Below are 15,724 nucleotides of genomic sequence, written 5' to 3'. Positions count from 1 at the left end.
CTTTTCGATCCATTAGTGAGAGGGCCGAGTTAGTCGGACTTCAGGCGCGTCATGCGACGCAGCACATCATCCTTGGAGATGAAATGGTGCTTAAGTGCGGCGGCAACATGCAGGACTACCATCAGGATCAAGAAGTAGGCTGAATATTCATGCACGATCTTCAACAGGCCTTCCGCTTGCTCTTTTGTTCCCAAAAACGCTGGAACCGGCAGGTGAGGCAGATTGAAACTGTCAAAGATGACCGTCGGCAAGCCCCAAGGGGACGCAGAAACCATCAGCCATCCAGAAAGCGGCAGAAAAAGCATCAGGCCATAAAGGCCTGCATGGCCCAGGTGCGCGGCTAGGCGCTCAATCCATGGCATTCCCGCTGGCAGTTCCGGAGATGGGTTCAAAAAGCGCCAGACGAGGCGCATGACAGCCAGAACCAAAACTACAAAACCAAAAGACTTGTGCAGCTGATAAAGCTGAAAAGTCTCTGGATCCGTCAAGGGAAGACGGACCATGTACAAGCCGAGGGCGATGAGACCGATAATCAGGAGCGCCATGAGCCAATGAAAGCCCATTGCGACCAAGCCGTAATTGAGAGGAGTGTTTCTTATCATGTCTGACCTCGGTGCGTTGGGCGAAGACAATCAAAACGCCTTCGCCCGCTTTCCATTACTGCTTGATCAGCGTCTCAGCGTTGATCACGACTTCCACTTCGTCGGATACGTAAGGAACGTATTGTTCCATGCCGAACTCGGAGCGAAGAAGAGTTGTGGTTGCTGTAAAGCCAATGGCTGGCTTCTTGAGCATTGGATGCTCGGCAATCTTGTTCACGTTTACGTTCAGAACGGTTTCTTGGGTCTGACCGTTGATGGTGAGGTCGCCGGTTACCTTCAGCTCTGTCTCGCCTGTGCGCTCAACATTGGTGCTTACGAAAGTTGCCTGTGGATGAGCTTCCGCGTTGAAGAAGTCAGCGGAAAGCAGGTGCTTGTCCCGCGCTTCCCAGAAAGTGTCGAGGCTGTTTACATCGATGGTGATGTTCACCGTTGAGTTCTCAGGGTTCTCTTCGTCGATGAGAAGCTTGCCTTCCCACGAGCCAAAACGGCCATCGGTGGTGGAGTAGCCAAGGTGATTGTAGGTGAACGCGATGTTCGCGTGGGACATGTCGAACTCGTATTCGACTGGATCAGCCAAAGCTGGCGCGGTGAATAGAGCAGTTGTCAGAGCAAGTGCTGCAAAGCGGTTCATCATTTCCAAGTACCTTCCTGTTTGGTCAATCGCGTCCAGCGATCTGCGTAAAAACCATGATGGGATTTTGTGAGGTTCTTGTGAAATTGCAACTGAACTGACTGTTCATTATAAATGAACAGTTTGGCGCATTGCGGGCTTATTTCCATTTATTGTTTAACGTTCTTGCGAAGGAAACCGCGCGTTTCAGCGCCAAATCAATCAGAGAGGCGCATGGCGGCTCGCGCGATTAGAGCCAGCCATCACCAATCCGTGATTGAAAATGACCGCCTGAAGCAGCACCAATCCACTGTCAAAATGCTCAAGAGAGCTAGGGTTTGACGCTGAACAAGATACCATTCTTGTCTCGGATGATATCGAAACCGGCCTTTTTCAGAGAATCGCGGAGCTGGGGAAGCACGCTTTTGTCATCTGCCAACAGCATGTAGCCGTCGCTTTTGAGCATGCCCATGTACTTCTCCAAAACACGCACTCGGTTGTTGGAGGGCAGCTCATGGAAAAAGCGATCGAACACGATAGCGTCGAACTCATGGGAACAATGATAGCCAATCGCATCCGCATGCACGGTTTCAATTGAGAGCTTTTCATTTTCAATGCGTTCTTCGAGCTGCTTCAAGCCCACTGCGGAACTGTCCAGCGCAATCACATGATGACCTCTATTGGCCAGATAGATTGCATCGCGGCCCTGTCCGGCACCAACGTCCAAAATAAGCCCGGCATCGAAATCCAGATTGTTGAACATGGTAGTGAACTGCTTCGAGGTATGGCCGAAGTAGTCTTGGTTCTTTGAATAGATCTTGTCGTATTTCTGCATCTTGCCATCTGCTTTTGGTTTGGCCACGTGCATACAGACTGCCCCAGCAAAGAGCAAGCTGCACACCTGTTTCTCAGCTATCGCGCGTGTGCCTTCGCTGTGAGCTGACGACGATAGAACAGGGTCTTTTCATCTTTGAAAAGAACCGGTTCTTCCTCAATGAAGCCAACGCGCAGAGCAAGGCCTTGGCTGGCAGTGTTTTCGGGCGCGATGATGCACACCACCTCGGAAAAGGGAAGATGGTGGTCCGCCCAGAGGAGTGCGGTCGTGACGGCTTCTGTGCCAAACCCTTTACCAAAGAAATCAGGAGAGAGGATCCAGCCCATCTCAGGTTTTCCTTCAATGGAAACGGACATCTCACGCTTGAAATCAGCAAAGCCGATCTCGCCCACATATGCACCCGTTGTTTTCTCTTCGACAGCCCAGTAGCCGAAGCCCATAAGGTTCCACATGCCGGAGAAGTTCAAAAGACGTGACCAACACTCTGACCGTGTGGAGGGTTTGCCTGAGATATGGCGATAGACCTCTTCCTGCATCCAGAGTTTGCTGCTTGGTTCAAGGTCCTTTGGCAGAAAGCCGCGCAAGACTAGGCGTTCGCTTTCAAGCCGAGGGGCAGGGCCGCCGATCATTGTCATGACAGATGTCCATGATGAGTGGGATTTGGAGTGGAAACACCGGGAAGGTCTTTGAAAACAGAGATCAGGTTAAGGGGGGGCCATTCATGTAGGCAACCCTATAGCACCTTTCGAAACACCAAGTCTTCAATCCCATCATTTAGATAACGGCCTGTTTCAACAAATCCGAGCCGCTTTGCGAGTCTGACGCTGGACGTGTTCACGGGATCTACGAGGCAGTAAATCTCGCGATCTTTCAAGTGATCTGTCGCCCAAGCAAGAACAGTTTGTGCGGCTTCACTGGCAAAACCCTTGCCGAAGTACTCTGGAAAGAGCATCCAGCCCATTTCAGGCAGGTTGCCGTTGGCAAGAGAAAAGTTGCTCTTTGTCTCAAAGAGACCAATTTCACCAAGGTAGGCGCCGCTATCCTTTTGCTCTATCGCCCATGATCCATAGCCTTTGAACGCCCACATGCCCGTCGCACGTAATAGGCGATACCAGCACTCTTGCCGTGTTGAAGGCTTGCCGGAAATGTATTGATAAACGACTTCCTGATTGCGAAGCGCATAACTGGAATCTAGGTCTGCTGGCTCGAAGCCACGCAGAATGAGGCGCTCACTTTCAAGGCGTGGCGCTAATGCCTCACGGCAAACAGTCATTTTCTTCCAATGCAGCTTTCTTGGGCCCTGAGGCGCCTGGAGAGTTAGTACTCGCGCTCGAAATAAAAGCCCGCTTTTGTGTCTCCAGTAGAGCCTGCTTCGCCGCGAATGCGCAAGTCCTTCGTCACCTCAATATCAACATTGGCGGCGTTTGAACCGTCTTTGGCGTTCTGTTTGACGCCCAGATAGATATTGTCGTTGATGTAGGTACCCGCCGACAGCTCGGCTTGGCCCTCAGAATTCACATTCACATCGATGTCACTCAGGCCCAAGACGTTTCGCAGTGCGCCCAACGGGCCTTCGGAGCTTCCGCCAGCCAGCGTGGTCACAGCGCTGGCCAGCTGAGCGATCTGAACAGGGGACAAATCTGTAACCGACTGTCCAAACAAGAGCTGCGCCAGAATTTCATCCTGGGGCAATTCTGGCGAGGAGCTTAAAGTAATCTCAGGCTCTGTTGCTTCGCCAACAATGCCGATGGTGACATTTGCCGAGGAAGTGGCAGTGGTGGCGGCGAAGTTCAGGTAGGGGGTGAGGCTGCCATCGAAAGTAACGGAGCCTTGTTGGAACTCCAGCCTGCGGCTCAGTATATCGAAACGGCCTCGGATCAACTGGAAGCCGCCAATGCCTTCGATGTCGCTGGTCGTACCTGCAAGGCGCAAAGAACCGCCAACTTCCGCGTTGAGACCACGGCCGCGTACGAAGATTTTGCTGGGTGCGTTGACGTTCAAGTCCAGTTCGATGGGTGTGCCTCCATTCCCACCGGCAGACTGGTCGCCAGTTTCACCTGCATCAATGGCGAGCGCACGGGCTTGGTCCATGACGGGCTTGGGGGCATTGAGGTGGCGCACAACAACGGGGCTGACACCACCGCCAAATGAGCTTGGAATGCCGATGTCGGCGCGTTGGATTGTAACCGTACCGCTCAGCCTTGGTGCCCGGCCCTGGGCCGCAAGTGGGCCCGACATGTTCATGTCAGCATCAATCAAAACGTCAGCCAGCGTTCCTTGAATGTAGCGGCCCTGATCAACCACGGCTGTCACCGCGATCGGGAGACCTTCATTCAGGCCTACCGTGCCATTGACCCGAATAGTGCCTCCGGTGCGCAGGTTTGCGCCCAGATTATTCACGGCAACCCGTTCCTGATTGGCTTCTACAGCACCGCTGAAATTCTCAAGCGTGAGGCCGGTCGCAAGCTGCGTGATCTCCATGCCGTCAGGTGTTACGGCGGCCGTAAATTGGGGGGCAGAAAGCGCGCCGTTGGCCTTGGCAGACAAGTTGAGGAAACCAGAGCCGGTGAGCCCGGTGCGGATTAGGCGCGCCCGCAGAACCTCCAGTGGAACGCGCCCGGAGGCCTGCACATCAAGGCTGCCTCCTTGAGCGAGAGACACCTTGCCTGTGGAAGCAAGATCAAGTCCCGCATTGCTCGTGACTTTTGTTTGTTGCGTTACAACATTGTCTCGCAGGTTACCGCTTGAGGTGATCGCGAAAGGTGAAATCTCATTTTGCCGCATTGCGGTGATACCCACGCCCTCAGCTTTCACTTGCCATTGCGCTGACGGTGAGGCAGGGGCACCGGTCACCTCTGCTGTTGCATTGACGCGGCCCTGAAGCCCAAGGCTTGGAGCCAGAGCATTCACAAGCTCCAGCGGCAGCTGGTCCACCTGCAATGCCAGATCAAGGTTTTCCCCGCCAGCGCCGGTCACCGTCACCGAGCCATCTCCAAGAGCCAGGATGAGGGGCCTGTTCAAGGACACCATGCCAGCTTTTGCGGAAATGCGGCTTGGTTCCTTGAGCTTGGTTTCAAGCCCGCGGTAAGCGCCTGCGATCTGATTGACGTCCACCTCAAGGCCGTCGTCGAGCTGGCGCAGCACAACTTCTGCGTCGAATGTGTCTCCGGGCCCATCAAGAACGGAGTTGAGGACAACAGCCGTCTCGTTTCCACGGGTGCGTGAGGTTGCGTTCGCACTTGAAACCACAACGGCCCCAGCGTTTAGGTTGGAGAGCGTTACCTCTCCATCCACTTCCGGTTCTGAAAGGGCCTTGAGGATACGAGCCTGCGCACTGAGGCTTTCAAGTGCAATGCTCTCCCAGACAAACGCACTGGCTTGCGTATCAAGATCGATCCGCATTTCTCCGCCCAGATCCTGAACCTGCACGCGGCCCACCAAAGCACCGTCAATAGGGGCCAACACCAAAGGGGAAATCTGCGCCAGTTGCGGAGCGTTCACATCCAGATGACCTGTAATGCCAGCGGGAAGAGCCCCCAGATTTGCGATTTGAACTTCGCCTGAAGCTTCATTGTCGCCAACACGCACTTCCAGATTTTCAACGGCTGCGCCATCTCCAGAAGGCTTGAGGTTGGCAGTGAGCAGGATTTCCCTGTCGCGCAGCGATCCCTTTAGGGAAACATCCGCCTCCGGTGCACTGGCACTAAGCACCAGAGAGCTGTCAAGCTCTAGGTCATCCACCGGCGTGCCAAGCATCTCCAGATCTTGAGTGGTCGCTTCAACATCAAGCTGAGCGGCATCAACCGGGCCTTGAATGGTCGAAGTGGCAGACAACTCTCCGGTAACGCGTGAATCCAGCATTGAAAGATCGGAAATGGAAAGCTGGAATTCGCCGTCAACTGCGCCGTTCTCTAAAGAAGTGCGGGTGCTTATTGAAAACTGGTCAGAAGAAATCTCCGCATCATTGATCACCAGCTTCCCTTGCGCCGGAAAGTCTTCCGGTATGCGTGCATCCATGTGCCCTGAAAGGGTTGTTATGCCGCGCAGCAGGTTGTCCGCTTGCAACACCCCAATCTGGAGATCCTGCGTTTGACCTCGAAAACGGATATTCGCACTGCGTTCTTGAGGTGATCCTACCAGTTCGAAGTTGAGTGTCGCTGCACCTGCAAGCGGGCGTTGGGCAAGGCCTGCATAACGGGTCAGATCATCAGCCTGCATCATGCCCAGTGCGGTTATTTCTTGAGTTGAAGCCACTACATCCTCCAATCGAAGAGAGGCTTCATCACTCACGGCAGACAGATAGCTGATGCGGGCAGTTTGGGCACTGAGATCCACAGCACCTTCCATGGAAAGAGAGGCTGCGGTCGGCAGGTGCTTGGCAAACTCACCACCTTTCAGTTCAACGCCTTCCATCACCATATTGGCCTTCAGTGGCGTTCTGAGCTGATCGGCTAGCGCTGAGGCACCGGTCCCTTGGGCATTCAGACGCAGCGACTGCATGTTTCCAAGTTCCGATACAACACCGGCGCTTTCCGCAACCAGTGTCCAATCTAGAGCTTCCAGTGCGCCATCTGCTGTCAGTGTGGCATCAAAGCGGTCAAGGCTCAGGCCTATTTCTGGAATTGGCAGGGCGAGTTTGCTGCCGGATGGTTGGCGTGTTCCAACATTCGCCTTTAGCAGAGCGGTGCGGCTGCCTTTCTCGATTGAACCGTTGGCTTTGATGAAAATGGCATTTGTCGCCAAACTGGCATCCAACCTGGTTGGGAAGAATGTGTCGTCCAGCGTTCCGTTTGCAACAAGTTGGGTCTGGCCTGTAAACAGACCTTCCAAATCACTCGGCAAGACACTTTGAAGATCGCCGTTGAGGTCAGCGGAGAAAAGCCTGTCCGCCCCTTGGCGATCCATGGTTATGGAGCCGCCAACGGTCGGTACACCGTCAAGTGCCAAAGCCATGTTGGCCTCCAGCGCATCCAGCGATCCCTTGCCAATCAGATCAAAATCAAAAGACGGGGATTGAGGTATCTCCAGAAGCGAAGCAATCAGCCCACCGGGTGCTTCGCTCACCATGGTGTCCACGTCAAATCGGAAGTCCGCAAGATTGAGTGTGACGGTAGCGTCCACGCTCCCCTTGATGCTGTCCAGTCGTTCAGCCTGAATAGTGAGGCTCACAATCTCCGGAGTTGGCGTCACCGAAGCGGAGCCATTCAGGCTCAGCGTAATCGGCTCGCCTAGAACTGAGCGCGCAATGGATATCTCCTGAACGCTGAAGTCCTGCACCGAGCCAGCAAAGGGAAGCGAGGTCGCTTGCTGTTCTGCTGTTGAATCCGTGTCTGTTTCCGTTTCTGGAGCTAAGGAAGGCCGGCGTACAACGCTGACTGAGGCGGCGCTTAAGCGTTCAATCTCAACGTTGCCTCTGACCAGCGCAAGGGGGGACCAATCCAACGCGATGCCGTCTACCGAGAGCCATTCCCCATCTGCGTCGCGCAAGGCGACACGTGCCACTTCAAGGTTGCCGCCGAGGCTCAGGGCAGGGGCATCCACCTCAATACCCGGTACAAATGTTGTGATCACATTGCCAAGTGCAACGCGCCCTTGCTCGACCTGGCTGGTTGCCACCAACGCACCATAGCTGATGGCCACCAGCGCGATTACGGTCAAGACCAAACGGGCCAACACTCCAAGAATGCGCAGGATCACGGGTAACGTCCTCATCTGTGGTGGGGAGCCCAGCAGGTATTCTAAACTAGAATGACTGGCTCAGACCCACGTATATGGCAAAGGATGGATCATTGTTTTTTGGGTCCAGCGGAACGCCCACGTCAAGGCGAAGCGGCCCTACAGGGGTAAAGTAACGCAGACCAGCGCCAACACCAACCTGCAGCGGTTCACTGAAGTCGGGCAGGGATGTGTCGTAGGCCGCACCAGCGTCGACAAAGCCGACCAATCCAATGGTGTCGGTAATCTTGGTTCTCAGCTCACCGTTCAAGAACAGGTAGGAGCGGCCACCGATGACTTCATCCCCTTCGCGCGGGCCAATGTTTTTGTAGGCGTAGCCACGCACTGAACCGCCGCCACCAAGGAAGAAGCGCCGGGATGCAGGCACGTCCTCAACGCTGTCGGAGTAGATCGCCCCGGTCCCCAAGCGTCCTGCCAGTATAAAACGCTCGGCTTCATCGAGGCTCTTGTAGGTCGCAACCGTGAATCTGGAGAACAGCAGGGGGGAGCTGTCCAGCGCATCGATGGCAGGTTCTATAAACCCTTCCGCAAAGATGCCGGAACTCGGGTTGAACTCGTTGTTGCGGCTGTCGTAGGTCACGTATCCGGGAATGCCAACGAGAAAATAGTTGTTGTTGCCAAAAACATCCTCTTCGTTAGCAAAGTAAAGCTCTCCACCAACGCGCGCAGATAGCTTTTCATCAAACTCTTTGACGAAGAATGCGTCAGCGGAAATCGAACGGGACCTGTAGTTGTCAGGGCGCTCCTGAACGGCTGCAACGCTGGTCGTGAAAGCTGTCGTGGGGCCAAATGCGCCCGGTTTTTCAAAGGCAAGGCGCAGCGCATATTCCAAGTCTTCCGGGTCTACGGCATCAATTTGACCCACCGAGCCAGAAAGCTGAAGTTTTTCCGCCTGTCCAAACAAGTTACGGTGGCGCCAATAGCCTTCAACGCCAAAACCTTCGTTGCTTGACCAGTTTGCGCCAAACCCGAAAACGCGCCGCGGCCGTTCGGACACGGTAATATTGATCGGGAGAGTTCCATCGGGGGCTATTGTCTCGCCGGGTTGCACACGCAAACTTGCAAAAACCTCAAGGTCTCGGAGGCGGGTCTCAGCGCGTTTCAGGATTTTCGCGTCATAACGCTCACCCTCTGGGATGTTGGCGTATGTCCTGATGAACTCGGGATCGACGCGTTCGGCGCCGGAAACAGTGACCGGGCCGAACTTCGCCAGGCGACCACCATCAAAGACGAGCGTGACATCAAGGGTGCTGGTCTGGTGGTTTGCCGTCAGACGGCGTGCCTTGACTGCCGCTTTCGGGTATCCAAGGTCTTCAAATGCCCGCAATCCTCTTGTTTCTGCAGTCAGCACCTTTTCCGAGAACGCTGGGGCTCCTTGTTGCAGACCCAAAGCCTCCGCCGTAGGCAGCTGGCCCAAAGTGGCGTCGCGTGCAACATTGTAGTGAATATCCACGGTGCCAAGAGTGAACTCAGGTCCGGCCGTAACCGTGATGTCAACCGGAATGGGGCGGGCAGAGATCGGGGTGGGGTCTTCAATCACTGCATCGACAGGTCTGCCATCTACGAGGATAGTGACGACGCCGCCATAGTATCCTTGTGTGTAGAGCGTGCCAACTAGACGCTCAAAATCGCTTGCTGCCAGCGCCAGTACGCCTGCTTCACCTGAAACGGGGGTGTCTTGTTTGCTGAACAGCTCACTGTTGGTTTCGAGCGCGGACTTCAAGTCTGTGTTGACTTCACCGGTGGCCGGATCGGGGGACAGTTCGAGCGTTACCGCAAAATCTGTTGGTTCGGGAATAGCATCTGCAAGATTGGCTTCAGGCTCTTTTTCACCCCAGAGGTGGAAACCAAACAGGCTAAACGCTTCCGCTGCAGAACTCGCGGGCATGGCAAGAGCTGCAACGACGCAGGTAATTACACCCAGCCGCTTCAACATATGCCTGCTCTTTGACGCAGATGCGTACACACCAAGCCCCACAAACCACTCCGACAAGATCCCTGCCATTTCAACCTTATAAGGTCGTTGCCCCAAGCAGGATCCGCGAAAACTCACCAAACATCAGTTCTGAGGGGATGAGCCTGCTAAAAGGAAAACCCCCAATGCCTTCAAGGCTGTTGTTGTTCTTGGTCCATGCCATGGCACCCGTTGTTTTGCAAACACTTCTTGGCCCATGTGCAACCGCGATGAAGGATCGGGAAGATATCCGACGAGATTGAGGAAGACTGCCAACAAATTGTGGATGATCTCGGGTGCAGCCGATTGCCTAGGGTTTATGAGAGTATTTGTTTGGAATTCAGAGTTGTGAACCCTGAAGGAGACCACAATCCGCCTGAGTAGAATCGGCAATACCAACAGTAGGCGGGCGCCTTTCTCTAATTGCTTTATGGTTAATAATACCTAACAACTATTTCCTACTAACTTGTTGCGTTTGTTTAATTTTCCGCTCTGCGTCAAATTTGGCCCGTCTGGTTTCGGGAATCGCTCGGAGCCTGAATCTTGGTTTGCGAATTCGCTTGGAACTCTTGATGCGCTGGATAACAGTCTTTTTGATTTCGGTTATCTTGGCAGCGTGTGGTGCGCTGCCGGCTCAGGGCCCATCCTCAGCGGCAATTACCTCTGAGAAAGTTGCGTCGGACGCAGCTCTTGCCAACTACACACTGATCGGTCTTGATGATCAGGCAATCTCTGTTTTGCGTCATTACAAGCCGCAGAGTTTTGCCAATCGGTTTGGCGCTGTCCCCGTGGCAGGAAGAGGGACACGGCTGGGTGTGGGCGATGCCATCCATATTCATATTTGGGAAGCCGCACCCGATGGGCTGTTTTCTACCGAGCGCTCGAAGCAATCCGGCATCGAGACAGTCATTGACGAGGCGGGCTTCATCTTCATCCCATACGCAGGCCGTATTCGCGCTGCGGGTCTGTCCGTTGAAGGGCTGCGAACGACGGTCCAAAACAAGCTGATCGGAAAGGCGATCGAACCTCAAGTGCTGATCACGGTCCTGAGCAACCAGAGCAACAGCGCAGTTGTCGTGGGAGACGTGGTCAAGCCAGGGCGCTATCCGATCTCAATTCGTGGCTCCAAACTGCTGGAGCTGGTTGCCGAAGCGGGAGGGGCACGTGAAGCCTCCTATGAAACCGTCGTGACGCTCAAACGCGGATCGCGTTCAGGTACCGCCCGTTTTGAAGACCTGATCGAAAATCCGCAGAACAACATTTGGGTGTCTTCGGGAGACAACATTTTGCTCTCCCATCGCCCGCGTAGCTTCTCAGTGTTTGGGGCGGTGACCAAAGAACAGCTGGTTCCATTCCGGACGCAGGAAGTAACGCTAGCAGAAGCGCTGGCCTATGTGGGCGGTATTCGGGACTTCACTGCCGATCCTGCTGGCATCTTCCTGTTCAGGTTCGAGGAGGCGGGGCTGGTTCGTCAAATGGCACCGGGGCGGTTTGATGCTCACGTTTCGGCTTACACCTTGGTGCCGGTGGTTTATCGCCTGAACCTGCGAAATGCGGACGGGTTCCTTCGGGCGCGGTTTGTGCAAATGAAGGATAAGGACATCCTATATGTCGCTAACCATCCAACCGCAGAGTTTGGCAAGTTCCTGCAGATCATCTCACCGCTGATCTCAAACGTTTCTACGGTAAACCGCTTGGAGTTTTTCTAGGATTGTTCGCCGCTGGCAGCGGTTTAAAACAGGCATAGGGCATTTGAGTTGAGTAAGAGGCCGCGCACAAGGCGAGGCTAGGGTTGCTTGAGTGGGGTGGAGCAATGGATGCAGAGCAAAGGGTTTTCTTGTTTCTGCAAGGTCCACCCTCCGTTTTTGCTCGAAAGCTGGCAGACGAACTTGAAGCACGAGGAGCCAAAACTCTTCGCATCAACCTATGCATTGGTGATTGGGTTTTTTGGCACGACAAACGCTCCGTTTCCTATCGTGGGCGGCTCGCCAACTGGGAAGCGTACCTGCGCCGGTTTCTCTTTGAAAACAAAGTGACGGACGTTGTCTACTATCAGGACAGGTTCCCCTACCATGCCATCGCCAATGAAGTCTGCAACCAACTCGACATTCCCTGTTATGCCTATGAATTTGGGTACTTGAGGCCAGATTGGGTGACCCTTGAGCGAGATGGCATGGGAGCCTACTCGCGCTTTCCCGAAGATCCGCAGAAGATCAAAGACTTGGCGCAGAACATGATGCCTGTCTCCACCGAAGTTGAATATCCGTACCCGTTTTTCAACGAGGCATTCGGGGAGGTTTTTTACAACCTGCTCAACTTCTTCTTCCCCTGGCCCTATTACCTTTTCGATGACGACAAGGTTTACAATCCGCTCTTTGAATATCTGGCAATGATCCCTCGGCTTCTGATGGCGAGACGAAAGGACGAGGGGGCCAACATGCTCATTGAAGATGTGGTCGAGATTGCTGCTGGTTATTTTGTTTTTCCGCTTCAGCTGCAAAGCGATTATCAGCTGCGCTACAACTCGCGCTTTAATCATCTGAGTGAAGCAATCGAGCTGACAATAGCGAGTTTCGCTCATCATGCGCCCAAGGCTCAGCACCTGGTGTTCAAAGTGCACCCGCTTGATAATGGAATTGAACCTTGGACCGTGATCATTCGTCGCTTGTCACGCAAGTATCACGTCAAAAGGCGGGTTCATGTCATTGATGGCGGGAACCTGGCCACGCTTTTGAAAGCCGCACGCGGCGCCATAATGGTGAATAGCACCACAGGGCTTCACGCCCTCAGGCTGAAGTGCCCCGTAAAGATACTCGGCATTGCCATCTACGACATTGACGGATTGACGTTTCAAGGTGGACTGGATCAGTTTTGGCATGATCCAGAAAAGCCGGACCAGCGACTACTGCGCGCCTTTGAACAGGTGCTGGCCAGCACCATTCAGGTTAAAGGCAACTTTTATACTCGAGTGGGGCGTAAAGCTGCCGCAGTAGCCGCCGCTGAAAGGCTCATCGCCGAGACTGTAAATTTGCCGGGCGCGTTGGAAAATGAACCGCTGCGCCTGAAAAAGGCAATTGCCCAAGGCATCCCGGTAACATCGCGAGCGCAAATCAAGACAAGAGGCAAAAAGCAGCACAAAGAAGACGATTGGGCAGGGCTTGAACATGAGCTTTGAAGAGCGGCCCCATCGTACTCATGGGCACAAGGAAACTCGGCAAGACTTGCCCGAACGCCGCTACCTGTTTCTCCAGGGTCCTCTGTCACCTCTTTATTGCCGAGTGGGTCGGGAGTTGATTGGGCAAGGCGCGCCGGTCTTGCGCATCAACCTGTGCGTTGGAGACTGGATCTATTGGAGTGGCCGAGAGACACGAAGCTATCGGGGGAGAGCGAAGGATTGGCGAGCCTATTTCGAAAGTCTCATCAAATCCTGGCGGCCGACTGATCTGATCTGCCACGGGGACGAGCGCTTCTATCATCGCTGCGCGATCGACTTGGCGTGCGAAAACGGCATTCGCGTTTATGTAAGTGAAATGGGGTTGGTTCGACCGGGCTTCATGACATTGCAGCGCCAAGAGGGGCAGCCATATGGCGGACTTCCAAAAGATCCGAAAGAAATACAACGCTTAGCAAAGGCGCTGCCGATCATTGGAGAGGAAGCAGAGTTTCCATCACGGTTTCTGCGCTATCAGGTGCTGCCAGATCTCCTATACAACTTGAGTAACTACTTCCTGTGGTACTTCTATCCGCGCTACCAAAAGCATACTCTTTACAACCCTTTGGAAGAATATGCGCTTTGGGCGATAAAACTCCTTGGCGAACGCCGAGCCGAGGAGCGAGCGAGCGCTCTCCAGAACTCGCTGGAAGGCAGGAAAAGTGTTTTTCTGTTCCCTCTTCAGCTTGAAGGCGATTATCAAATCCGAGCCAAATCGGATTTTGGCAGCATGCTCCCTGCGCTCGAAGTTATTCTAAGGTCGTTCGCGACTTGTGCTCCCCACGACGCAAACTTGGTGATCAAAGAACACCCTCTGGATGCAGGCTTTGAAAAGTGGCCAGATCAAGTGGCACGGCTCAGCGCGGAACTCGGCTGCGCGCAGAGGGTTCATTTCGTGCGCGGTGGCGCCATGGCGCAGTGGCTCAAGGTGGTTCAAGGGGTGGTTACGGTCAACTCGACCGCGGGCCTTGAAGCCATGCTCGAAGGTGTCCCTGTTAAGGCATTGTCTTCGCCCATCTATTGCTTTGAGGGGCTTACAGATCAACAGCCACTACATGATTTTTGGCGTGCGCCTTGCGCGCCCAGTTCGGCATTGCTCGCCGATTTTGTCCGCCTGCTCAAAAAACGCACGCAGGTCAAAGGTGCGATCCATAACGCTGCCGGTCTGGAAACCGCAGTAAAGTCCTTCGTCACGAAACTTTCCGAGCCGCCGGAGGAACAAAAGGTACTGCCGAATTTTGAACAAGGTGAACTTGGGGAGGTCGCGTCATGACACCCATTTATTGCTTTGACTCCGAAAGCCGCAGGTTTGGCAAGGACTTGATACGCGCTTTGAACCTTCAAGGAGGGGTGCTGGGCGCGCCTCTTGCATTTGCGAAAATCTGCTTTGAAATGCGCGAATGCGATGTGTTGGTGAACGCACGGTGCTGGGCGGAGAAGTACGGGAATACTGTTTACATTTGGTCGAAACCAGCGCAAGAGGTCAGCCATCAGGTCGCGGGAACAACAGTGCGTTCCGTTGAACTTTATGGTGCTGCCAGTGAGTTGGCAGCTGTTTCAGAAACGAACTATGAGCGTGGGCCTGTCCCGCTAAGGCTGGTGGAGAAGATGCAGAAGGTGTGGTTGTGCAACAACGGCATGCACGTTGGTGAGCGCGAAGCGCTTGAACTCAAAGAAGCTGAAATCAGGCATGCCGCTGAAACGCTTCAGCCCGCAATATGTGTTGGTGTTAAATTTTGGAACCACCGGGGCATCAGAAAGCTGATTGGTCGTGGGCGCAATGTGCGTTTTGTGAAAGATCCAGAGACAGGATTTAAAGAAGCAGCAAAAACACGCAGCCGCCTGATTGGGTGGGGGAACTCTGTTCCGAACAGCATCATTGAGGCCTGCCGGAAGGAAGAAATCACTTTTCAGCGTATCGAAGACGGGTTCTTGCGCTCTGTGGGTTTGGGGGCGGGCCTCATTTCGGGGGCCTCCGTGGCATTTGATGATCATGGCATCTACTACGATCCTCGGTCCGACAGCCGATTGTTTAGACTGCTGAACCAGCTCGATCTTTCTGCAAGACAGTTGGAACGTGGCAAAGAACTCAAACGGATTTTGGTAGCGGCACGGGTTTCCAAATACAATCTGACAGGTGCCCCCTCTGAACTATCAGCAGGCCTTGAGCAGGAAGTTGTTTTGGTTCCTGGGCAAGTTGCTGATGACATGGCGGTGCGCAGGGGGCTGTCGGATTTGTTGGACTGCGAGAACAGTCCAAACATCAATATCGATCTCCTGAAAAAAGTCAGAGAAGACTTCCCAGAGGCCTATGTGGTGTACAAACCGCATCCTGATGTTGCGGCGGACCTTCGCAAAGGAAAGGTGTCAGAGGCCGTTTCGGCAGGGCTTTGTGATCAAGTTGTTTCGAATGCCGATATCATCGATCTAATAGAGCGGGCAGATCGTGTGGTGACCTTTTCCTCTCTCGCGGGTTTTGAAGCGTTGGTTCGAGACAAACCGGTCACAGCCTATGGGCTGCCGTTCTATGCGGGGTGGGGGCTGACCGATGATCGCACGAAAAGTCTCTTGCGGGTGCGGCAGAGAAGCCTCGAAGAGCTCCTTTACATCACGCTGGTCGAATACATGCGAGCCATAGACCCAATAACGCTTAACGTTACGACACCTGAGATCCTTATCCGCCGGTTGATGGAAATGAGGGAACGCACTGCCGCGCGCCCGAAGCGTTTGGCTTTGCAGTACATTTCTTGGGCTGCGCGTAAACTGCGGCTATAAG

11 protein-coding genes are annotated in these 15,724 nt (G+C 54.1%); 4 read left to right on the top strand and 7 right to left on the bottom strand.

Features of this window, described 5'->3' with window-relative positions; genetic code table 11:
- Positions 1-29: 29 nt before the first annotated feature.
- From PUV47_RS03890 to PUV47_RS03860, 7 genes are all read right to left on the bottom strand, one after another.
- Positions 30-602 (bottom strand): cytochrome b, encoded by a 573-nt coding sequence (locus PUV47_RS03890; RefSeq protein ID WP_274217138.1) that lies wholly within the window; start codon positions 600-602, stop codon positions 30-32.
- A 55-nt stretch (positions 603-657) separates the two neighbouring features.
- On the bottom strand, positions 658-1,236 hold the full coding sequence (locus tag PUV47_RS03885) for a YceI family protein (RefSeq protein WP_319621948.1): 579 nt from the start codon (positions 1,234-1,236) through the stop codon (positions 658-660).
- A gap of 307 nt (positions 1,237-1,543) precedes the next feature.
- Entirely contained in the window at positions 1,544-2,080 is a 537-nt protein-coding gene (locus PUV47_RS03880) for a class I SAM-dependent methyltransferase (protein ID WP_274217137.1), read from the bottom strand.
- 44 nt (positions 2,081-2,124) lie between these two features.
- Complete coding sequence (locus PUV47_RS03875; RefSeq protein ID WP_274217136.1) at positions 2,125-2,682, bottom strand: GNAT family N-acetyltransferase; 558 nt, start codon at positions 2,680-2,682, stop codon at positions 2,125-2,127.
- A 98-nt stretch (positions 2,683-2,780) separates the two neighbouring features.
- Positions 2,781-3,320 (bottom strand): GNAT family N-acetyltransferase, encoded by a 540-nt coding sequence (locus PUV47_RS03870; protein WP_274217135.1) that lies wholly within the window; start codon positions 3,318-3,320, stop codon positions 2,781-2,783.
- A gap of 44 nt (positions 3,321-3,364) precedes the next feature.
- Positions 3,365-7,744, bottom strand: a complete 4,380-nt coding sequence (locus PUV47_RS03865) for a translocation/assembly module TamB domain-containing protein (protein ID WP_274217134.1) — start codon at positions 7,742-7,744, stop codon at positions 3,365-3,367.
- 46 nt (positions 7,745-7,790) lie between these two features.
- Positions 7,791-9,719 carry an autotransporter assembly complex protein TamA gene (locus PUV47_RS03860; protein WP_274217133.1) on the bottom strand — a complete coding sequence of 643 codons (1,929 nt, stop codon included), beginning with the start codon at positions 9,717-9,719 and terminating at the stop codon, positions 7,791-7,793.
- A 590-nt stretch (positions 9,720-10,309) separates the two neighbouring features.
- On the opposite strand from PUV47_RS03860, the gene PUV47_RS03855 reads away from it, so the two are divergent.
- The 4 genes from PUV47_RS03855 to PUV47_RS03840 all read left to right on the top strand — a co-directional run bounded on the left by PUV47_RS03855 (position 10,310) and on the right by PUV47_RS03840 (position 15,723).
- A complete protein-coding gene (locus PUV47_RS03855; RefSeq protein ID WP_274217132.1) occupies positions 10,310-11,446 on the top strand; it encodes a polysaccharide biosynthesis/export family protein in 1,137 nt (378 codons plus the stop codon).
- Positions 11,447-11,550: 104 nt separating this feature from the next.
- Positions 11,551-12,912: a capsule biosynthesis protein gene (locus PUV47_RS03850; protein WP_274217131.1), complete on the top strand. Its 1,362-nt coding sequence runs from the start codon at positions 11,551-11,553 to the stop codon at positions 12,910-12,912.
- Positions 12,902-14,221, top strand: coding sequence for a capsule biosynthesis protein (locus tag PUV47_RS03845; protein WP_274217130.1), 1,320 nt, complete (start codon positions 12,902-12,904; stop codon positions 14,219-14,221). Before PUV47_RS03850 ends, PUV47_RS03845 begins: the two co-directional genes overlap by 11 nt.
- Entirely contained in the window at positions 14,218-15,723 is a 1,506-nt protein-coding gene (locus tag PUV47_RS03840) for a hypothetical protein (protein ID WP_274217129.1), read from the top strand. Before PUV47_RS03845 ends, PUV47_RS03840 begins: the two co-directional genes overlap by 4 nt.
- Position 15,724 lies beyond the last annotated feature (1 nt).

It is taken from the genome of Pseudovibrio exalbescens, assembly GCF_028737195.1.
Lineage (GTDB): Bacteria > Pseudomonadota > Alphaproteobacteria > Rhizobiales > Stappiaceae > Pseudovibrio > Pseudovibrio zosterae.
The sequence above is the reverse complement of the archived record's forward strand: the minus strand, read 5'-3'. Positions and strand labels throughout refer to the sequence as shown.